The 22,102-nt window shown below is 52.0% G+C and carries 14 protein-coding genes, 1 tRNA gene and 1 other RNA gene; 8 read left to right on the top strand and 8 right to left on the bottom strand.

Features of this window, described 5'->3' with window-relative positions:
• Positions 1-70: 70 nt before the first annotated feature.
• From A377_RS0102065 to A377_RS0102045, 5 genes are all read right to left on the bottom strand, one after another.
• On the bottom strand, positions 71-613 hold the full coding sequence (locus A377_RS0102065) for a cytochrome b (RefSeq protein ID WP_019894456.1): 543 nt from the start codon (positions 611-613) through the stop codon (positions 71-73).
• Positions 610-1,908 carry an HD-GYP domain-containing protein gene (locus A377_RS11625; RefSeq protein WP_157760686.1) on the bottom strand — a complete coding sequence of 433 codons (1,299 nt, stop codon included), beginning with the start codon at positions 1,906-1,908 and terminating at the stop codon, positions 610-612. Before A377_RS11625 ends, A377_RS0102065 begins: the two co-directional genes overlap by 4 nt.
• Positions 1,899-3,236 carry an ATP-binding protein gene (locus tag A377_RS0102055; RefSeq protein ID WP_019894454.1) on the bottom strand — a complete coding sequence of 446 codons (1,338 nt, stop codon included), beginning with the start codon at positions 3,234-3,236 and terminating at the stop codon, positions 1,899-1,901. The genes A377_RS11625 and A377_RS0102055 overlap by 10 nt, the downstream gene beginning before the upstream one ends.
• Entirely contained in the window at positions 3,233-3,904 is a 672-nt protein-coding gene (locus tag A377_RS0102050; RefSeq protein WP_019894453.1) for a response regulator transcription factor, read from the bottom strand. The genes A377_RS0102055 and A377_RS0102050 overlap by 4 nt, the downstream gene beginning before the upstream one ends.
• 242 nt (positions 3,905-4,146) lie before the next feature.
• On the bottom strand, positions 4,147-6,048 hold the full coding sequence (locus tag A377_RS0102045) for a sensor histidine kinase (RefSeq protein WP_019894452.1): 1,902 nt from the start codon (positions 6,046-6,048) through the stop codon (positions 4,147-4,149).
• Between the two features lie 72 nt (positions 6,049-6,120).
• On the opposite strand from A377_RS0102045, the gene A377_RS0102040 reads away from it, so the two are divergent.
• From A377_RS0102040 to A377_RS0102025, 4 genes are all read left to right on the top strand, one after another.
• On the top strand, positions 6,121-6,768 hold the full coding sequence (locus tag A377_RS0102040; RefSeq protein ID WP_169338003.1) for a response regulator transcription factor: 648 nt from the start codon (positions 6,121-6,123) through the stop codon (positions 6,766-6,768).
• A 103-nt stretch (positions 6,769-6,871) separates the two neighbouring features.
• Positions 6,872-8,686 carry a ShlB/FhaC/HecB family hemolysin secretion/activation protein gene (locus A377_RS0102035; protein WP_245546756.1) on the top strand — a complete coding sequence of 605 codons (1,815 nt, stop codon included), beginning with the start codon at positions 6,872-6,874 and terminating at the stop codon, positions 8,684-8,686.
• Between the two features lie 73 nt (positions 8,687-8,759).
• On the top strand, positions 8,760-14,144 hold the full coding sequence (locus A377_RS12630; RefSeq protein ID WP_083919063.1) for a two-partner secretion domain-containing protein: 5,385 nt from the start codon (positions 8,760-8,762) through the stop codon (positions 14,142-14,144).
• A 2-nt stretch (positions 14,145-14,146) separates the two neighbouring features.
• Entirely contained in the window at positions 14,147-15,757 is a 1,611-nt protein-coding gene (locus tag A377_RS0102025; protein WP_019894448.1) for a cytochrome P450, read from the top strand.
• 49 nt (positions 15,758-15,806) lie between these two features.
• On the opposite strand, the gene A377_RS12540 is transcribed toward A377_RS0102025, so the two are convergent.
• The 3 genes from A377_RS12540 to A377_RS0102005 form a co-directional block, all read right to left on the bottom strand.
• Positions 15,807-17,255, bottom strand: a complete 1,449-nt coding sequence (locus A377_RS12540) for a PhoX family protein (RefSeq protein ID WP_281168812.1) — start codon at positions 17,253-17,255, stop codon at positions 15,807-15,809.
• A gap of 119 nt (positions 17,256-17,374) precedes the next feature.
• A protein-coding gene (locus tag A377_RS0102015; protein ID WP_096777466.1) for an IS3 family transposase occupies positions 17,375-18,552 on the bottom strand; the annotation gives its coding sequence in 2 pieces (ribosomal slippage) (positions 17,375-18,255 and positions 18,255-18,552; 1,179 coding nt in all).
• A gap of 51 nt (positions 18,553-18,603) precedes the next feature.
• Positions 18,604-19,014 (bottom strand): alkaline phosphatase PhoX, encoded by a 411-nt coding sequence (locus tag A377_RS0102005; RefSeq protein ID WP_028485188.1) that lies wholly within the window; start codon positions 19,012-19,014, stop codon positions 18,604-18,606.
• 65 nt (positions 19,015-19,079) lie between these two features.
• Here A377_RS0102005 and A377_RS13080 point away from each other — a divergent pair, with 65 nt between their 5' ends.
• The 4 genes from A377_RS13080 (at position 19,080) to dnaX (ending at position 21,963) form a co-directional block, all read left to right on the top strand.
• Positions 19,080-19,313 carry a hypothetical protein gene (locus A377_RS13080; RefSeq protein WP_157760684.1) on the top strand — a complete coding sequence of 78 codons (234 nt, stop codon included), beginning with the start codon at positions 19,080-19,082 and terminating at the stop codon, positions 19,311-19,313.
• A gap of 43 nt (positions 19,314-19,356) precedes the next feature.
• A tRNA-Asn gene (locus A377_RS0102000) sits at positions 19,357-19,432 on the top strand.
• 89 nt (positions 19,433-19,521) lie between these two features.
• An RNA gene (gene ffs, locus A377_RS12915) (signal recognition particle sRNA small type) lies at positions 19,522-19,617 on the top strand.
• A 153-nt stretch (positions 19,618-19,770) separates the two neighbouring features.
• On the top strand, positions 19,771-21,963 hold the full coding sequence (dnaX, locus tag A377_RS0101995) for a DNA polymerase III subunit gamma/tau (RefSeq protein WP_019894443.1): 2,193 nt from the start codon (positions 19,771-19,773) through the stop codon (positions 21,961-21,963).
• The last annotated feature ends 139 nt before the right edge of the window (positions 21,964-22,102 follow it).

The following is a 22,102-nucleotide window of genomic DNA, read 5'->3' as shown; positions in this document are numbered from 1 at the left end:
ATTAATCGATTGATGAACACTTTAACAGTGCAAGCTGAAACAAACCTGAATCCAGTGGCGAAAGACGGGTTTATTTTCCGCGCATGCGGTTCAGGGTGTCGTCCATGTCGAACCAGTGATGTTTCAGCGCGCCGAGCACATGCAGTGCGATGAGAAACAGGGCGACGTTGACCAGAAATTCATGCGACGATTCGGCGAACTCACTCAGCGCTTCAATGTGAGAGCCGTGCGGCAGTGCCCAGCCAAAGATTTCAGCCGGGTCGTCGTCCCAGAACACGGTCAGAAAACCGGTTAAGGGGATCAGAATCAGCGAAGCCAGCAAGCCTTTTTGCGTCCATTGCTTGAGCGTGGTTTGCCAGACTGGGTCCTGCCCAAGGTCGGCCGGACGCACTTGCAGGGCATTGCTGGTCAGCCGGATCCCTCCCAACAGCAGGACCAGGAGTCCAACCAGGTAATGTGATTGGGTCATGAGCGCTTCCAGCCAGTCAAAGTCTTCCATCCACCATCCCAGCAGGGTCACGATCAGAAAAAGCCAGGCCGTGGCCCAGTGCAGGACAATGGTCAGTCGACCGTAAGCATGGGACGAATTGAACAGAGGGGGTGGGTTTTTCACAAAAAGTACCTTTTAACAATGTGGTTCAGGCGTTGTTCCAGTTCCCGGCGCTCCAAACCATAATAATTCCGGTAGAGATCGGGGGCCAGTTGCAAAAACGCGTCCGTCAGCGCCGGGTCGAAATGGTTGCCACGCCCTTCCCGGAGGATGGTCAGTGCTTTTTGCAAAGGCATCGGCTCCTTGTAAGGACGTTTTGAGGTGAGGGCATCAAACACATCGGCGAGCGCAAAAATTCTGGCATTGATCGGGATGTGGTTGCGTGCCAGCCCATTCGGATAGCCGCTGCCATCGACTTTTTCATGGTGAAACGCCACCACATCACGGCCCTCTTGGAGCCAGCTGGCCGAGTGGATGATGTCCAGGCCTTCGCTGACATGGGTTTTCATGATTGAAAATTCCTCGTCGTTGAGGGGGCCAGGCTTGAGCAAAATGGTATCGGAAATCGCGATTTTGCCAATGTCATGGACAAAGGCGCCTTTGAGCAAAGCCTGACGCTCGTTCAAAGGCAAATCCACCGATTCGGCCAGGGCAATGGCGTACAGTGTGACCCGGAAATTGTGGGCATCCGTGTCCGAGTCGCGTTTGGAAATGGCCGATCCCAGAAGGGTCATCATCTCCAGATTGCCTTTCAGGATGGCGTGTTTTTGCTGGTTGACCACATTGATCAGTCGCAAAAGGATCGGGTAGAGCACCAGTGCAGTGAGCAAAATGCTGATTACGACGGCAATGACCGCCTCAATCAAATATTCATGCTGGCGTTTCAGCAGTTGCGGTGGGTAGGTGTACATCAGTTCCAGGTAGCCAATGATGCGATTGTCCTGGCCGAGCTCCAGCGGGGTAAAGGTTTGAACAAACAAGGTGTTTTTTTCAAAATGGGGTTTGTATTGCGCTTCCACTTTCGGGTTCAGGTGTTCGCGTGATTCGGCCAGGTGACGGGCAAACGGGTCACTTGATTGGGCGACCACGATTTCTTCGCCAGCGGCATTGTAGATTTCGATGAAGGTAAAGGTCTGGTCAATCTGTTGGTTGCTCCAATCCAGCAAGGTCTTCTGGGATTGTTCGGGCGTTTGCCGGCTTTGGTCCAGCATCTCCAACGTTGTTCTGTGTTCGCTGATCAGCTCTTGCGCCACTTCCTGAGCTTTCTCAACCGCATCGTGCTCCAACAGTTCGATCCCGTAAAACCAGAGAGAGACGGAGGTGATCAGCCCAAACACTACGGCGATCAGGCCCAGTCTCAGAGCCAGAAATTTGTGCAAGGCCTGTCGGCTTTCAAAAGCGGCGGTATTCATGGACATGGCTTTTCTCCGTGAAGGCGAAGTTGTACACATAAGCCTCCGTGACGGGAGGCTGAGAAGGTCAGAGCGATGTCATAGGCCTGCACAATCTGGTGGACAATGGCCAATCCCACGCCATGTCCCGCTGTGGTGGTGTCCAGGCGCACGCCTCGCTGAAGGATCAGGGTTCGGTCTGGCTCAGACACGCCAGGCCCGTCGTCGTCGATCTGTAGGCACTGGGTGTCTCGGTCAAAGCTCAGCCAGTAGTGACGATCGGAGAATTTGGCTGCGTTGTCGAGCAGATTGCCCAGTAATTCAAAGCCGTCGTTTTGCTCCAACGGCAAAGTTGGCGGCCAATCTGTGATCGAAGGGGTCAGATGCAGGCGCTTGTCGGGGTACAGCTGTTGCAGGGAGTCGGTCAGATCGGTTAAATCCTGTGCAGGCGAGAAACGCTGATAGTTGGGGGACTCGGCGGCGATGCTGGCTGCTTGAAGCTCGGTTTCCAGGCGTTGATGAATGTTGTCGGTCTGGGTTTGCAAGGTGGTTTGCAGGGTCGGGTCGCTGGCAATGGTCGGGTGCTGGCGCAACTGAAACAGAATGTTCAATGGTGTTTTCAGGCTGTGGGCCAGGTTGCCGCTGGCCTGGCGCGAGCGAGACAGTTGTTTTTGCGCATTTTGCAAAGCGTCGTTCAGTTTGCTGATCAAGGGCTGAACTTCGTCAGGGTAATCCTCCGCCTGCAGATAAAACGGTTCGCCTTTCTGCAATCCGTCCAACGCCGCGTAAATCGGATCAAGCCGCTGAAAACTGCGGCGCAGCAGCCGTTTTTGCAGAAGGTAAATCAGCGTCATGCTCAGCAACACAAACACCGCCACAATGGCATCGAACCACCACAGGGCCTGTTCCATGTCGGAGTGGTCTTCGGCCACGTAAATCGTCAAGGTCTTGTTCTGGAAATCCACACGGGTCTGGTAGATCAGCAAATGGCTGTTATTGGGACCAAGTGTTTCATAATGCCGGGATGGAGAAGTCGCCGCAGGCGGTTTGAGATACAGCGGAAAGTCCCCCAGCGACGACGAGGTCAAGGTGTCGGTCGGGGTTTTGATTGCGAAATAGTGTCCCGAATCAGGCACAGCGTAAGCCGGGTTCAAACTCGGTTCTGACAGGGCCATCTGGCCGTTTTGAACAAACAGGTGCTGACCGATGGCATCGGCATCCAGGTGCAGACGTTGCAGAATGTAGTCTTCGGCCAGATGGTGCAATGTCCAGATCGCCAGCCACCACAAAAGTCCAAACACAACCAGCAGGCTGAGCCCCAGTGACAGATTCAGCTGTTTTTCAATGGACCTCATGTCGCCACCAGTCGATAGCCCTGACCGCGCAGGGTTTCAATCGCGGTTTTGCCAAGGTATTGGCGCAGTTTGCGAATGTAGACCTCAATCAGATTCTGGTCGCGTTCGTAATGTTGATCGCCCAGTTTTTGCAGTAATTGGGTCTTGGAAAAAACGCGCCCCGGTGTCTGAAAGAACGCATGCAGCAAAATGAATTCATTGCGGGTCAGGGACCAGCGGCGTTCACTGACCCCACTGTTGCGCTGAATCAGAGTGCGCTCGTGTTCGCAAAGCTCAAAGGTGCGATAGGTCAGGCAGGGCGGCACTTGCTGGGGCGGGCGTTTCAGCAGCGCTTCAATGCGGGCCTGCAACTCTTCAAAGTGAAAGGGTTTGCCCAGATAGTCATCGGCACCGGCCTTGAGTCCCTGAACCCGTTCCTGCCAAGCATTGCGAGCGGTGAGCACCAGTACCGGCGTGGCTTTGTGCTCACGCAGGCGGGTCAGTACCGCCAAACCATCCAGGCCTGGTAATCCCAGGTCCAGCACAATCAGGTCGTAATCAAACTCCATTGCCAGATACAGGGATTCCTGACCATCGCCACTGTGATCCACAATGTGCTGTTTCCCCAGCAGAGCGGTAAGCTGCTCAACCAGCGTCGGTTCGTCTTCGCATAACAGTAATTTGGCCATGGCGCACTTTGACTTATTTCAACACACCTATGATAGTGGATGAACCTGAATCAAAGCTGAAAATCGCTTCAACAAGGGATAAGTTGATCGTCAGCTTAGAATGCGCCATCCGGAAGCGTCTACAGTTGGTCGGTGTTGTCGATTAAGTGTGCAATGCGTCCATTGTGGTTCAAACTGTCAACCGGGTTCACCCTGGACCGACGAAAAAATGTCTGAATTCCCACTGTCTGAGTTATTTCAACCTATGCGAACTTGAGATCATGAATCAATGCACAGACACGACTGCCTCTGGATGTCGAGTCAATGCTTAATTCAATGTCGTTGGCCTGAAATATCTCTTGTGCGAGGGTAAGGCCCAGCCCGAGTCCAGACGTGTTTTTTGAAGAACGTCCTCGCTTGAATGCCTCAGGCGCAAAGTCGGATTCATGAAACCCGGTTCCTTCATCTTTCACGCAAAAACGCATTTTTTTGCCTGATATTTTGCAGGAAAGGGTCACTTTTTTATCGGCAGGAGAGTATTTCAGTGCATTGTCGATAATGAGTGACAGTGCCTTTATGACAGCATCTTTTTGCATCACAACCGTTAAGTTTGGTGGTACATCCGCTGGCAGGGACCAAGCCAACCTGTCGGTCGCAAATAAGTCGGTTATCTCCTGCTCCAATTCATGCATCAGAGGTTGGATGGGTTCAGGTCGGCGAGCCAGATGTCGACTGCTCTCACTTGACAAGCACCAGTCAACCAGATGGCGCATTCGTTTGATCGCATTGCGTTGTTTGCCAATGGTCCTGTTCTGTTTCGGCAATAGCGCTTCAATCTCATCCTGCAGGTTTCGGGTGTTGGAATCCAGGACGGCCAAAGGCGTCATCAGTTCGTGTGTCAACAAGTTCAAAAACGTGCGCCTTTGTTCGATTTCTTTTTGTTTCTGGTCCGCCAGTGCTTTGAATCGAAAGGTTTTTTCTCGTTCTCGAAAATAACCCAGCATCAATGTCACGAAAATTAAAATGACTTTTATGACCAATGCCAGGGTCAGAGCGTTATCCGTCCAAAAGGTTTTGGCGATGATCCCATGCAATCCCGCCATTCGCAGCCCGATGCCGACAAACAAAACGCCAAACAGAGTCATAAACAGTTTGGCCAGTTTTTCCGTTCGCCAAAGCCAGAGAGTTTGCATCAGCAAAGTCAGCATGATGATGACGATGAGGAAATGAATGGCAGGCAATATAAACTGATAATGATTCAGCATCACACTCAAAATCGAAACGAGAAATGTCCCCCACACAAACGATTGCTGAATAAGATAGATTCTGGGAAGGTGGAAAGACAATGCCAGGATTTTATTGCTGACCCAAAGCAGGAACATAACCGCCAGAATCTGACTGAAAACGATAATCGGGTCATTCCAGCCGGGAGGCAAAAATTTGTTGGTCCAGCCATGCACAAAGCCCAGGATGGTTATAATCGCGATCACGTATAAAAAAAAGTACCAGCTTTCTCTAAAGCGCAAAATCAGTGCAGCGAGTAAGGACAGCAGCATCATAATCAACATTAAAATGCCAACAATGACCGACAAGGTCCAGACCTTGGCTTCCTGAATCTGTTGCGCCATTGGGGATATCAATGTGAGGTCAAACGCCAGTGCATTGCGTGACTCAACTCTGACGTAGAGGGGCTGAGGCGCATCGGCCGTCAATTCAACCGGAATGGTCGGAAATCTCTCAGCCGACAGGTTGGCTGGGTGGGGTACCTGATCTCCCATGCGCCAATGAGACCAGCCGGATTGAGAGTCAGGAAGATAAAAATCAATCATGTCATTGTAGGTAAGGTTAAACTGAACCAGCCATTCTGTGCGGTCACACTTTTCAGGGCGGCTCAGCATCACACGCACCCAAACGGGTTCGTCACGAAACCCGAGTCCCACATTTTTTACAATGGGGTCAAACTTTTGTTCTATAATTTGTTTTACGTCATTAAGCGGAGACGATTCGATCCAGAGAGCCATGTCATTGTTCAGGGATACCGCCTGAGGGCAATCGTTGTCGGGCTTGGTCTCGGCCAAAACGTTGTGACTGCAGACCACCACAAGGAACATTGCCCAAAACAGGTGGATGAACAAGGGCTGTTGCCAATTTTTTAAATGTCGCATAAGTTGTAAATGTTTTTTATGGAAAAGTCAGTCAAGCCATGTTCGTCATCCACCCAGTTAAGCCTGCTTTTTTTGGAAGATCACCAGGATCTGGCTGAAGAAATGATCATCTTCCTGCAAAAACGCAAAGTACAGGTGACCCATGTCAGTTCTATTCAACAGGCATTGGCACAACTGGACACAACCCGTTTTGATTTGCTGTTGCTGGACCGTTTATTGCCCGATGGCGATATATTAGACCATTACGAGACAGTGGCACAAAAACATCCCGGAAAAATTTTAATGATGACGGCTCTGGGACAAACACCGGAGCGGATCAAAGGTTATCAGAAAGGGGTGGATCATTATTTGCCCAAACCTGTGGACTTGGATGAGCTGTTGGCGATTATTCAGTTACAGAGCATCAAAAAATCATCCACACCATCGGCGCAGAGCGCCTGGCAGATTATTGAACAAAATCTGATTTGTCCGGATGGCGCCTCAGTACATTTAACGGCCCGTGAAAAACGCTTTCTGGCATGTTTGCGTCACCAACCAGGGCAAGCGTTCGGTCGAAAAGCTTTGTTGGAAGAGTTATATATGGGTCAGGACCTGTCCAATCTGCGCAATATGGATTCCATGATTTATCGTTTGCGGCAAAAGGTGGCTCAGACCAGTTCTGTTTCATTGCCAGTCGAAACCTACAACCGCCTGGGCTTTGTCTGGTCAGAAACGCTGTAAGCCGAATGCACTTCCCCCGTGCTTTTTATGGAAGTTGTCAGAAAAGGTGAGAACTCCTCTTTTGCACATTCACTACACTTTTCAAATACAAACATGAAAAGTGGTGAACAGTGTGATAGTCAATCAATCCCCCTCTATTTCCAGAAAAGCCCTGGTTTCAGCGATCATGGCATTGGCCGGTATCGGCAGTGCTGCCATCTCGTCTCCCGCTTTTGCGCAAACGCCTGATGCGGGCTCCCTGTTGAAAGACCTGGAATCATTAAACCAGGGCATGGATGAACAGGACGCCAGGCAGGGTAAATTGCCACCTCCTTTGCCTGACACAGGCCAAACCATCACGCTGCAGTCAGTCCGTTTTCAAGGACATGAGGGCCTGGCCACAGAACCCGAGTTGCAAAAAATCATCAAGGATGCCATCGGAAAAGAGCTGGGTTTTAACGGCTTGCAGCACCTGGCTGATCGCGTGACCCAGTATCTGAAAGACCAGGGATATTTCCTGGCCTATGCCTTTTTGCCCGAACAGGATATCGGCAAAGGGCATTTGATCATTATGATCCAGCCCGGGCGCATCGATGGTGCCCAGAATTGGCCACAGGGCTACATCAAAAAAAACGGTGTCGATGTGACCGACAAGCGTGTGAACCAAACCCTGATCCATGCTCTTGATCCCGAGCAAAGCGCGGCCATTCGTAGCACTCAAATTGAGCGAGGCCTTCTAACATTAAGCGACCTGGCGGGCGTGAGTGCCAAGTCCGATTTAAAAAAAGGCAGCCAGCCTGGTACCACACGTGTTGACATAGAACTGAACCCAACCGACCGCTATACCGGTTCGGTCTGGACGGATAACTACGGTAGCCGCTACACAGGGCGCTGGCGAGCCAATGGCACAGCCGCGATCAACAACCTCAGCGGTATGGGAGACCAACTGTCCGTGATGGCAAATGTCTCCACAGAGACGTTTAGCGAAGACATGGAGCTGAAATACGGTCGCTTGGGCTACCGTCTGCCAGTTGGCTACACCGGGCTGGTCGCCAACCTTGGTGCCAGTCACATGACTTATGCACTGGGCAAGGATCTGGGCAACCTGGACCTGAATGGAAGCGCCACCACGGCCAATGCCGACCTGACCTATCCGCTGATTCGCAGCCGTCGTCAGAATGTGTATCTGGGCGGTGGGTATGTGTACAAAACACTGGAAGATCAGCAAGGCAGTGCCCAGATCAAGGATCGTAAATATCACAACCTCAGTCTTACCCTTCATGGGGATCATCTCGACCGTTTCTATGGAGGCGGCCTGACCAACTACCGTCTGGCGCTCACGCGTGGCGATCTGGATCGGTCCGGCAACAGCCTGGATTATTCAGCCGACCAAGCCTCTGCTCAAACACATGGGGCTTTCAAAAAACTGCAACTGTCGGCGACGCGGCTGCAGAAAATCACCAGCCGTTTAAGCCTTTTGGCCAGTGCCAGTGGTCAATGGACCAATGACAATCTCGACTCCAGTGAAAAATTCACTCTGGGGGGACCTAACGGCGTGCGTGGCTATACCACAGGAGAAGGTTCCGGCGACAAAGGCTGGAAAGCCACGCTTGAGACACGTTACGAAGTGCCAGAGTTGAATCTGGATGGTGCCACACTGCAACTGCAAGCTTTTGTCGATACCGGTCATGTGTCATTGCAAGCCGACCCCTGGGATGGCTATGACCCTGCCAATCAAAACACCAATGGCGTCAATGACTACCAGCTGACCAGCGGCGGTCTGGGTTTCAGTTTAAGCAAATCACAGGTCTACAGCCTTCGCGCCAGTTACGCATGGAAGATAAACGACGACATTGATGACCGCAGTCTGGTTGACACCAATTCAGACGGAGAGGACACCTCCGGGCGCTTTTGGTTACAAGCCATGGCCCGATTTTAAGACCTGGCCACCAGGCCAGTCACCCTTACCGAAAACTGTTGCACTCTGAAATTTATACCACGAGGTTTTGCTCATGAACAACCGACACCGCCAACCCAAACGCGCCTCCCTTAACCATACTTTTCGTCTGGTCTGGTCACAAGCCAGACAGATGTTTGTGGCCGTCGCCGAATTCAATACCGGCAAAGGCAAACCGCGCAGTGGTGTGGTCGGAGCGGTCGCCGCCCTGTTAATCGGCAGTGGAGGTGCCGCCTACGCCATTGACCCCGATACCTTGCCGCAAGGCGAGACCGTCAAGCACGGTCAGGCCCAAATCAGCCGGGATGGCAACACGCTCAACATTCATCAAAACACCGACAAACTCATCACCAACTGGCAAAGTTTCAACATTGGCGAAAACGCCACTGTCAACTTTCACCAACCCGACAGCAACAGTGCGGCCCTGAACCGAATTCAAGATCAAAATCCAAGCCAGATTATGGGCCATCTCAATGCCAACGGCCAGGTTTATCTGACCAATCCCAACGGCTTTGTCTTTGGTCAGAATGCTCAAGTCGATGTGGGAGGCTTGATCGCTTCCACCCTGGAATTGTCTGACGAAGATTTTTTGAACAACACCCTCAACTTCAAAAACCTCGGTCTCAGTGATGGCGAAATCAAAAACCTTGGCACCATCAAAGCCAACGGCGGAGTGGTCGCGCTCATTGCCAATAAAGTCAATAACCAGGGCACGATTGACGCCAGTCAAGGCAATGTCGCCCTTGCCGCTGGTGATCACGTCACCCTTGACTTTACCGGCGACGGCTTAATGACCGTCACAGTCGAACAGGGCGTGCTGGATGCGCTGGCGGAAAACGGCGGGCTGATTCAAGCCGATGGCGGTTATGTTGTCATGACCACCCAGGCGCAAAACGACATTTACAAAAACGTGGTCAATAACGAAGGCGTGATTCAAGCGCAAACCCTCGCCAGCAAAGACGGCAAAATCATGCTGATGGGCGGCATGAGTCAGGGCGAGGTGGTCGCCGATGGCAAGCTTGATGCCAGCGCACCCGAAACAGGCGATGGCGGGTTTATTGAAACCTCCGCCGCCAATGTCCAGATACAGCCGGACTTGAAAGTCACTACTAAAGCCGAAAACGGTAAAACCGGTGAGTGGTTGATTGACCCAACAGACTTTACGATCAGTGCCGGTGGTGCTGAGCTGACTGATAATGGGATGGGTGCCAACACCCTATCTACCGCGCTCAATAGCAACAACGTGACCATCCAGACTGGTGGCACATCGGGCGATGGTCAGGGCAATGGCGATATCACGGTGGATTCCAGTATTACCAAAACCAGCGGCTCAACAACACTAACCCTGGCGGCTCATCGAAATATCTATATTGCTGCCCCTATTTCGGGTAGCACTGGGTCTCCTCTAAATGTCATTTTGGCTGCTCGAATGGCAGGCGGTGTCGATGGTTCGATTACCGTGTTGAGTGATATAAAAAGCTATGGTGGAAATATAACCATGGGTGGTGGTGATTTGCAGGCAAGCGGGTTTGCAATAGGAAACAATGACTCTATGCGAGGAATGGCAGCTTCTGGCCAAAGCTCAATAATGGGCATAGGCTTTAGAACAGCAAGTGATACAACAACTCCAGTAATAGTAGATGCCAGAACAGACCCGAATGCCGATAAAAGTACCACATCTGAACTCGCTTCACAAACAGGCGGCAATATAGTGATGAGGGGCAAAGGAAGCCCGACCATTAATGCTACTGGTGGAAACTGGGGAGTTTATCTATCCCCTGCGGGTATCTACACAGGAGGAGAAGGAACAATAGAAATTGAAGGGCATGGAGGATATAAAACACAAACCTATTATGGCGTAGCATCCGTCGGAATCACCATGGGAGGAGGTGGAACAAAAGAGATTATGTCTGGCAATGGCTCTATAAGCATAAAAGGCTCCAACACCATTGATAACACCAAGGAAGCCTATGGTTTTTCTCCAAGTGGTGAAGCCTCAATAAAGACAGCAGGATCATTATACTTTGATGGTGATAGTATAATGCTACGAGGTGGAACTTTGAATATAGAGGTAGGAGAAAATAGTGATATTAAAGCACCAATAATAAGCTGCACCCATCCTGATGGATGCATTGATAGTTATACATTTGCTAAAAGTGGCTCGGGGATTTTAAACTTATGGGGCGATGCTAGCGCGTTCAGCACTGATACCGATAGAACGTCAGCAACGCGCACCATAGGTACCTTTACTGATGCGAGCGACGCTTTGAATGTAGTAAACCCTACAACAACTAATGACGCTCTTTTTGCTTTCAGTACGAAACCTACAAATATTACCCAGGTGGATGGTTCTACTGCACCTCAGCCAACCCCAGAACCAGAACCTTGTGCCATTATCTCCGGTATGCCCTCTTGTGGCACGGTGACCAGCGGCGATGGCGAGATTGGTGAGATTGACGGCAATAACCTGACCATCACCCAAAACGGTGCCAAACTGATCATCGACTGGAACCAGTTTGATATTGCCGCGGACAATACCGTCACCTTTGCCCAGCCCGATGCCAATGCCGTGGCGCTGAACCGCGTGACCAATAATAATCCCAGCGAGATACTTGGTAACCTGACGGCCAATGGGCAGGTTTACCTGACCAACCCCAGCGGGATTATATTCGGCGCGAACTCGCAGATTGATGTCGCAGGCCTGGTCGCATCAAACCTGCAAATCAATGAAACCGATTTCAACAATGACACGCTGAACTTTGAAGCGCCGGACAGTGATAGCCATATCACCATCAACGGCACCACAGAAAACTGGACACTGGGTGACGGCGGCCTAACCTTCGTAGCTTCCTCTGATTTCGCTGTCGATGAGCAAGAGCCTGCGGAACAACATTCGGGCATCACCGCCACGGCGCTGCAAAACCGATTAAGCAAGAATGGTGTCGAAATTCGCACAGAGAATACCGGCGGCTCCGCATCAATTGTCCTGCTAACCGATGTTGAATGGGCAGAAGACCACGCCCTGACGCTCAACGCGGATACAATTAATGTCAACGCCAAAATCGCCAATACCAGCTCCAACGACGGTGGCGTGCGTTTTGAAGCCGCCGACACTGGAGAAGACGATGTGGTGTTTGGTCAGCAAGGCTCCGTCGAAATCCACAACGTCAACCAACTGCAACGCATGAACCAGGCCGTGTTCGGGCGCTACACCCTCGGCGCGGATATTGATGCCTCAGCAACCGCCAGCTGGAACCAGGACGGAGTGGATAGTGAAAACAACCCCATCTACCGTGGCTGGCAGCCCATCGGTGACAATTCTGATCAATTTGACAGACAATTTAAGGGAACGTTTGATGGTGCGAATAGAAGCATCAGCGAGTTCTACATCAATCGACCTGACGAGGATTATGTCGGCTTGTTCGGCATTTCAAATCATGCAACCATCAAAAATATCACGGTTTCTGGTGAGGTAACCGGTGGTGACCATGTTGGTTTGGTGGTCGGAAGACTGGCCAATGCCGGCGATACGATTGAAGGTGTTATTGGTCAGACGGGCAGTGTGACCGGTACTAACCACGTGGGTGGCTTATTTGGCAGTGTTTCTGACTCAGATGTAACAGACTCAGACGCATCCATTGATGTTGTGGGAACAGCCGATGTTGGTGGCTTGGTTGGGAAGAGTGAAGACGCGGAAATCAGCAATAGTTACTCAACCGGCACTGTTAGAGGTAATGAAAATGTCGGTGGTTTGGTTGGTAGTAAAGAAGTTGGTGGCGATAAAGTTGGTAAGATTATAAATTCCTATGCGACGGGCGATGTTTTTGGCGGTCTTGAAGAAGACACAGCAAATGTATCTAATGTAGGTGGGCTTGTCGGGCTGAATGGTGAAAATAAAATGGGCGGTCAGATTAGTGAAAGTTATGCTACTGGCGACGTGAGCGCAACAGGAGACTATGTTGGTGGCTTGGTTGGTTTAGTAAATAATAGTTCAACCATTGAGCAGAGTTATGCCACTGGTGATGTTAGCGGGAATAGTTATGTCGGCGGCTTGGCTGGAAGAAATAAAGACTCAACTGTCAGCAACAGTTATTCTAGTGGGATGGTAAGTGGTGGAGTAAATAGCGGTATTGTCGGTGGTTTAGTTGGCCACAATATGAACGGCAACATTGAGCAGTCTTACGCTACTGGAAATGTCACTGGTGAGTTTTATATTGGTGGCGGTTTAGTTGGAACTAGCACAGGTGAAATAAGCAACAGCTATGCGATAGGGCTTGTTAGCGATGCATCGCTTGTTCGCGGGTTAGTTGGGTCTAACACAGGTAGTGTAACAACAAGCTATTTTGACAAAACAACTAACCCTAGTATGGCCGATGAAGCGGACTATGGTAAAACCACGGCTGAACTGCAATCCTTGGCTACGTTTAAAGATGGCTCTGAAGGATGGGATATCGAGGCTAATAGCACGCTTGCCATAGATTATCCCTTTTTAGCTTGGCAGGATAAGGGTGAAGGTGAATACACCAAAGCCTGGGTGATCGGGACTGATGTTGCGCCGGAGCCAACCCCGGAACCAACCCCGGAACCAACCCCGGAACCAACCCCGGAACCAACCCCGGAACCAACCCCGGAACCAACCCCGGAACCAACCCCGGAACCAGCACCGGAACCAGCACCGGAGCCAGCACCGGAACCAGCACCGGAACCAGCACCGGAACCAGCACCGGAACCAGCACCGGAACCAGCACCGGAACCAGCACCGGAACCAGCACCGGAGCCAGCACCGGAACCGGAACCGACTCCAGCACCTATCGAGCCGGTTAGAGACAATAACGAGTTGAACAACCCTGAGACATCATCAAATCAAACAGGGGATTCAACAAACGCCAATATTGGCTCTGACTCAGGTGTGAATGCTTTGGCGGGGCTGGATAATGCATCCGTGATTACGGACAGTCGTTCACCAACAGTAACAGTCCCTCAGCCAATGGCTTCCATGAATATCGTGGTCGATGGAAACACGTCGACCATGGACTTGGGTCAGGGTTCTGTGCAAACCGAAGAAGTGAGCCTTGAAGGATTACCGATCTTTTCATCAGCCACAGGTGCTGATTTAACGCTCGACAGTGTGGTCACGGTTAAGGACAGCGGTAATTCGTTGCAGGCAACCCGCTCTGAAGCGCCAACAACGAATGTTGGCTCTCCGAATTTGGCTGATGCGGTGATAACAGAACGCACTCAGGCTGATGTGACGTTTGATAACGGTCAAACAGGCCAGATTGACGTGAGCATGACCGAAGACGGTACCCTGGTGATTGAGATTCCCCAGGACGCAGAACTGGCGGATGAAAACCAGGTAACCTTATTGGGTGTGGCAGCTGCCAAACGCGCAGGCGTTGACACCAAGCGCTTTAAAAGCATTGTGGTGCAACGTCAATAACCATGTCTCCGTTAGACGCTGAAGTCATCGTGGGGGAGCCAAACGATGAAACCGAAATGGCGGTGCATCGCCTGGTGTCGGCGTTCCCGCCTTTCAGTGGATTTTCTTATCGGTTGATGGTTGGAAAAGTTCGCGAGCATCTGCAACTGGAGACCAATGTCATGTTGTGGGCTGACGGTCAATTGGTGGGCTACGCCGGTTGGAGTCATGCGGACGCCACAGAGGCACAGAGTTGGTATGAGGGGGCGCAATCGTCCTTCCCTGCGCCAAAAACTCAAAATTCGGGTGCTGTCATTGTCTCAGTGTTTGTTTTGCGTTCAAGGGCCTACTTGCCCCTGATTACGAAAGCGATTTCCCATCAGTGTGCCGGTCTTAAAATATATAGGTTGAAATCTTCTCAGGATGGACGACCGGATATGCGTCGCCCACCGATTTTGGGGCGAATTCAGCACATATTTTCCTATCAACGTGCTTATGCGCAGCTATCTGGTTTGTTGAACGACCTTTATTTGCGTGCAGCGGGGAAAGATGGGCGTTTGAATTTCCCGATTCCGATTATGACTGAACCCAGCCAGATTCAAACCGTATTGCGTCAACCTGAGCGTTTTATAAAAAATTATCAGTTTCTAGAAAGTTTGGCTGAGGGGCGGTTTACCACGAATAACGAGGCGTGGCAAAAGCGCAGCCGTTTGACCCAGGTTTTTTATAACAGTGCGACGCAGAAGGTGCCTTTGGCCAGACTCAAGGCACTGTATCAGGATTTTTTGCCATCCCGAACAGGTGCTAAATCTGCGGTGTTTCATGGAGCGTTGCAAGCGGCCGTTTGTGCTGTGTCGGAAGCATTTGGTTTGTCTAAACCGATCTATTGGCCGCTGGACAAAGTGGAAGCTTTGCGCAATGAACTGATGTTGTTGCAGGCGGTTGATCTGTTTGGTGGTACCACACAAGAAGTTGAATCCGCGCAACGGAATTTGTACAAAGCACGAGATCAGATTGTGCAACGTTGGCGAGAGGATACAGAGCTGGCTCAGTGGCTGCAAAAGCTGACAACTGAGTTTTCTGCGGAGCTGGAGTTGGTACAGAATATGATGGCCGCGACTGAAACAACGGCGGCGACCGTTGAGTGGATGGCTCGATTGTTAGCGGCACAACCTGCGTTACTTTCTGAATTAAAACAAAGCGGCGTCAGCGATGAGTCAGGAGAGCCGACAGCGCTGGCACAGCAGTTCATTTTGGAAGTGCTTCGACTCTATCCACCTGTGCCTTTTATCACGAGAGTGTGTCAGTTTGCCAAACCGGATGAGGATGCGTATCAAGCCGGGCAAGCGGTTGCGATTTCGTTGGTGGGATTGCATAACCACCCAAAACACTGGCAACAGCCGATGCGGTTTTGGCCAGGTCGGCCAGAATGGGCTGCCTCGTCCGAAGGAAAAATCAATGCACAACATGCTGCGTATTTACCGTTCTTGACCGGTCCGCGGGTATGCGGGGGGAGGAAGCTGGCAATTCTCGAGCTTCAAGCGGCGCTGGAAGTGCTGGTGAATCATTGTCATATCGATCCTGTTTCCAAAGCGCCACAACCGGGCTATGGCATGGTTTCAAGACCTTCTTAGCCTTGGCCACTTTGCTCTTCGGTAAAGTTCATCAAGCACAAGCCTTGCATCAACCAACGGCTCGTTGATCGTCTCGCCAAATCGCTACCACGCAGGAGCGTGCCAGACGACCGTCTGGAAAGGTGGAGCCTCCATTTTCTCCCGGGTGTTGGACTCCCACAAAGAGTGTTTTTTTATCATGGCTCCATGTCAGACCTGTGATTTCACATTCTTTTGGCCCCACCATAAAACGACGGATTTCACCCGTGTTTGGGTCGGCCACCAGCATTTGGTTGTTGCCCATGCCTGCAAAATCTTCTTGGTTGGACGTCTTGCCATCGGTTTGAATCCACAGCTGACCTTGTGTGTCGAAGCTTAATCCATCCGGTGAGTTAAAGAGGTTGCCAGAGTGAATGTTCTCCGAGCCTGCTTTCAAACCTTCCGCATGAACGTCCGGGTTGCCCGCCATGACAAACAGGTTCCAGTGAAACCGGTCGGCACCATGATCCTGGTTGACGGGCACCCAGCGGATGATTTGTCCGTATTGATTGGCCTCGCGGGGATTGGGTCCGCCAACGGGCTGAGGGTCACCGCCTTTGTTGGGCTTTAAACCGCGGTTTTTATTATTGGTTAACGCGCAATAGGCTTGTGCCTTGTGCGGGTGAACAGCCACCCATTCCGGGCGGTCCATGGTAGTGGCTTTTACCTTGGATGCCGCCTGGCGGGTATGAATGCAGATTTCAGCCAGACTCATGCCCGTTGTCTCCGGGGTCAGGGCGCGCCATTCGCCCGAGCCATTGTCATGAAATTTGGCGACATAAAGGGTGCCGTTGTCCATTAGGTCATCGATATCGGCTCCCGGCTGCCAGGCATTGTGAGAGACATAGCGATACAAAAATTCACCTCGCTCGTCATCTCCCAGGTAGATCACCACCTGACCGCTTCTGGCCAGCGTGACTTCGGCATTTTCATGTTTGAAGCGGCCTAGCGCGGTGCGTTTTTTCGGTTTTGTGGCTGGCTGACTCGGATCGATCTCGACCACATACCCGGAACGATTGGGTTCATTGGGATTTTGTGCCAGGTCAAAACGCTCATCGTATTGTCCCCAGGCATAGCCTCTGTCTTGATGGGAAAGGCCATAACGTTGAAATGCTTCGGGTATTTTAAGATCAGGGTCGGAAGATGAATAGAAACCATTAAAGTTTTCTTCGCAGGTCAGGTAGGTGCCCCAGGGCGTTCGCCCACTGCCACAGTTCGCCCAGGTGCCATAGGCTTCAACCCCTTTGGGGTCTTGCTGTGTTTTCATCAGGGTGTGACCTCTTGCCGGGCCGGTAATTTCGATCGGGGTGTGAGCCGTCACTTTACGGTTGAAAGGTGAATCCATCACCACTTGCCAACCTTGCTTGCCCGATTTGACCTCTATGATGCTGACACCGACCGCTTTTTGGGCCTTGATGACATCATCTCGATTGTGCGGCAGATGGTTTGCACGATTGCGATAAAACGAAGCAAAATTGATGTATTCATGTTGATGGCGAGCAGTTGTCTGCCTTGGTGAAAAAATGACGCCATGCCATCGTTATTATCACCAAAAGCAAACGCTTGTGACTGTAATGGTCAAGTTTTTTTGGAAGCGTTCTAAGCCGCATTGGCCATTTCCTGCCGCTTCATGTTTGGCGTCAAGTAACCTATGGCGGAATTTAATCTGCGATAGTTGTAAAATCGAATGTATTGCTCAACAGCCGTCACGACAGATTGGTGGTTGATAAAACTCAGATCGTTTAAACGCTCGGTTTTCAGGTTGCGAAAGAATCGTTCCTGAACGGCATTATCCCAACAGTTGCCCCGTCGGCTCATGCTGGGGGTAATTTCGTGCCATGCCAAAGCATTGGTAAAGATTGTGGCGCTGTATTGCACGCCCTGATCTGAGTGAAACATCAGGTTTCTGGTATTAGGCTGTATTCGGGTAATGGCATCCGTTAATGCCTGTTTGGCCAGATGAGCATCTGGCGTTGTCGACAGAGCGTGACCGACAACTTCTCTGCTGCCCAGATCCATCACAGTAGCCAGGTAACTCCAGCCTTGATGCGTTCGAATGTAGGTGATGTCACCAACCCAGTGGGTGTTCACGGTGCCGGGATTAAATTGACGGTCTAAAAGGTTGGCGGTCGTCGGGTGTGCATTGCCGCCGCGGTAGTAATGGGGCTTTTTAGGTGCCTTGGCAACCAGTCCCTGTTCTTTCATCAACCGACTGATTTTAAAGTGCCCCACCTGCATCCCGTCCAGCGCCAGAGCGATTTTCATGCGTCGGCGACCATAGGTGCCATGGGTCTGTTCATGAAGCCTGTGCATCGCTTGGATGACCTCTTGATCTGATCGGTTGGCGGGTTTCGTTTGCATCTGGTAATAGTAGGTCGAGATCGCCACGTCAAACAGCCTGCACAGCTGGTGAGTGGTCAGTTTTGGGTCTGCCTTTTTCATCTGCCCAATCACTGTAATGCTGGATTGTCGCGAATGAAAAAGGCGGTGGCCTTTTTTAACAGGGCATTGTCCCGCTTGGCGTCAGCCAGTTGCTGTTCCAACTCCTGAATGCGTCGATGCTCTTCGGTCAGCGCGGTTTTGCCTTCAGGGATCTCGCCGTTAAGCTCCTGACGGTATTGTCGTTTCCAGCGAGTCACCGCCGAGGCACAGGCACCGGACAATTCCATGATCTGTTTGTTGGTATAACCATCCTCGATCATGAGCTTGGCATATTCCAGTTTTTGTTTTGGACTGATGTTGAGTCGTCCTTTGCGTTTAGATCCTGTTTTTGACATTGTGGTCTCCTGAATAACAGTTTGGGAAGGCTATCACAACTTCCAACTTTATTAGACCATTACAGACTGCGCAGACGTTAATTGAGTCGGATCAAATGCGTCGCCTTCTGACCAAAGCGCATCTCCCCAGCTTAAAAGCGTTTTCCATTGATAGCCCGGGGGCAACGTAATGGTATCGTCTGTATTGGCTGCCACCGGATCAAACTGAAAAGGGGGGGCAACCGGATCATGAAATGTCTTTTCTGGTGCCTTGGTTGGCGATGGCTCTGCAAGTGCTGACTTCGCAAACAGACCCGTACCCAATAACATGGCGGAGCCTCGGAAGAAATTGCGGCGCGTGACCGCGCGTTCCATGAGCGCTTCAAAATCGACTTGTTCGGGCGCTGGGCGAATCTGCTCATCGAATTCATCGCAACTTAGCGTTGAAAAAAATCGGGTTACATCCGTATTACTTTTTGACATGACACACCTGTAGCGGGTTTTTCAGCCATTATTCAAAAAAACACCCATTTCAGCATGACATTTTCATGACGCTGCTCAACCAAGTTTCACTGAACCCGGAATGCCGTTTGTTGCGGCCAGGGCTGACAATGATCATGGAACAGTGTCGTCACATAAACATCGTAAGCCGCTTTTTCTCTTGCCATAAAACAGGGTTCCTTGGTTCATCAGCGCAAAATGCCCAAAGAGTCGGCAAATTTGTAAGATTGACCCAAAAAGTTGATGGCAAGGGGTTGTCAGGACCAAAATTATCTCTATAATACACACCCATCAAGCGAGTCATCGCCTGATCAGGAACGCTATTCCCCAGTAGTTCAGTTGGTAGAACACCGGACTGTTAATCCGTATGTCGCTGGTTCGAGTCCAGCCTGGGGAGCCAGATTTTATGAAGAAGCCGCTCAAGCGGCTTTTTTTCTTTGTGGCGCCATTTTGTGACATCAGGCTTTCCTGTTTCCATGATGGTGACCCTGTTCGTCCCTCGCGACGATAGGTTGGGAATCCCGCCAGGCCCGGAAGGGAGCAACGGTACCAGCTGATTCGTGCGCCGAGATCCGGCGGGCGGGGTCGCCTCCCTTTCCAGTTTTCTGCCTTTTTGCTTCCCATTTTATCGTACCGGACCCTTAACCCGTTTTTCCTCTGTTCTGTCTGGTGAAAAAGACACCGAACGGGATGAATTCACGTTAAAATGACCGCACTTTGATACGTTGTGAGATTGGTGTGAACGCGACCGCTTTGGCCAGAAAATGGCGTCCCAAACAGTTTTCCGAATTGGTTGGTCAGGTGCATGTGATGCAGGCGCTGAGCAATGCGCTGGATCAGCAGAGACTGCACCATGCCTACCTGTTTACCGGCACCCGCGGGGTCGGCAAGACCACGATTGCCCGTATTTTCGCCAAAGCGCTGAACTGCGAACAGGGCATCGGTTCGACTCCGTGCGGGCAATGCTCTGTGTGCCAGTCGGTGGATCAGGGGCGTTTTGTCGATCTGATCGAAGTGGATGCGGCCTCGAAAACCAAGGTCGAAGACACGCGCGAACTGCTGGACAATGTGCAATATGCGCCCGCTCAGGGGCGCTACAAGGTGTATCTGATCGATGAGGTACACATGCTGTCCAAAAGCAGTTTCAATGCCTTGCTCAAAACGCTGGAAGAACCGCCGGAGCATGTGAAGTTTCTGCTGGCCACCACCGACCCGCATAAATTGCCGGCCACGGTGCTCTCGCGCTGCCTTCAGTTCAATCTGATGCGTCTGACCCCAACCCAAATCAGCCAACACCTGAGTCACATTCTTCAGCAGGAAGGCGTGCCCTTTGAGGACGCGGCCATTGCCATGGTCGCCAAAAGCGCCGATGGCTCGGCGCGCGACAGTCTGAGTCTGCTGGATCAGGCGATTGCTTACGGGGCCGGTCAGGTGATGGCCGATGCGGTCAAGGCGATGCTGGGGCTGGTGGATCAGCAGTTTACCCAGCGCCTGTTGCAGGCATTGGCGGCGCAATCGGCCCAACAGATCAAACAGGTGATGCAGGAATTGGCACAGATGGGCATCGATTACGAAGCCCTGATGGCGCAACTGATCGAAGCCCTGCATCAGCTCAGTCTGTTGCAGTTGCTGCAGAGTGTGCATGAGTCGCCGGTGGTGGACGAAGCGGTTCTGACCGAGCTGGCTCAGGCGCTGTCGGCCGAACAGGTGCAGGCCTGGTATCAGATTGCTTTGCTGGGACAACAGGACATGCGTTTGGCACCGGATGTGCGCATCGGGTTTGAAATGGCCTTGTTGCGCATGCTGGCGTTTGAACCCTTAGCTCACTCAGCTCCCTCGATGCCTTTGCCTCCGCAGGAGGAGGTCCCCCCGACAAAAAAGCCGTCCGCCCCTGAGCGGGGCGAGCCTTCGCCTTCATCGCCCCAGCAGACAAGGTTGACAAGACCGACAAACCCGGAACCGCCACCGGGCGCGACCGTTGAAGCGGTTGCGCCAGCGCCGTCAACATTGTCAACACCGTCCCCCCAACCCGAAGTGTCAGAGACGGCAGCTACAGAACGGCAGCCGCAACCGGCATCCGACAGTCAAGCGACCACCGTTTCCGCAGGCCCGGACAAAGCCGCTTTGCTGGCTTTGATGGAGGAGGGCGAAACGGTTGAGCCGGTCGAGCCGACTGATCCGGGTACGCCCCATCCTCTGCCGGAAGCGGCCCCTGAAAAACCGCCTTTGACCTCTGCCTCGCCTCAGGGCACCTCGACTCAGGACGATACCCTGGATTGGCAGGCCGATCAGATGGCCGACTGGGATTCGATGGCACCAATGACTGATATGAATTCCATGGAAGCCATGGAGTCAATGGAATCCATGAATACATGGACAACGCCCGCAGCCAACCCGATGCCACCTGAAAACGCTGCGCCTGAGCCAGCGGTCAAACCACCCCCCCAACCCGAGCCAGCGCCGCAGAGGGCGAGTGCTTCTCCGGCCGCGACGGTCGCGCCTCGGCAAGAACCCGATTCCGCCCCTGTTTCGGACGCTCAGCCCTGGCCAGTGACGGACTGGGAAGCGCTGATGCAACAGCTGGGATTGAACGGCTTGTCGGCCGAATTGGGTCGGCACTGCGTTTGCCTGGGGCGGGATGCCCGCGAGCTGCGACTGAGCCTGGACCCGGAAAGCCCGCATGCGCGCTCGGAATTGGCTTGGATGCAGTTGGAGGAACAGGTCAAGGCCATTCTGGGGTTGAAGCTGACGTTTGTGAATTATGATGGGGCGCACTGGACCCCGGCCAAGGCCAAAAAACAGCAGAAGGTCGATCGCCAGGCGGCGGCCAAGGCAAGCATTGAGCAGGACCCGACGGTGGCACTGTTGAAAGAGCGCCTGAATGTCACGGTTTTGGAGAACACTTTGCGTCCCAAGGACCTACCCGGTTAATGAAATTTTTTAAAGGACGGAAATTTCATGAATTTGCGCCAAGATCGCGCAGGAACTTGTTTTCACAAGGCAATTTCTAAAGGAATGCCGTATCGATGATTACGGCTGACTGAAGAAATATGCATTGTGGAATCAAGGG

The sequence above is a fragment of the Hydrogenovibrio halophilus DSM 15072 genome, assembly GCF_000384235.1.
Lineage (GTDB): Bacteria > Pseudomonadota > Gammaproteobacteria > Thiomicrospirales > Thiomicrospiraceae > Hydrogenovibrio > Hydrogenovibrio halophilus.
The sequence above is the reverse complement of the archived record's forward strand: the minus strand, read 5'-3'. Positions and strand labels throughout refer to the sequence as shown.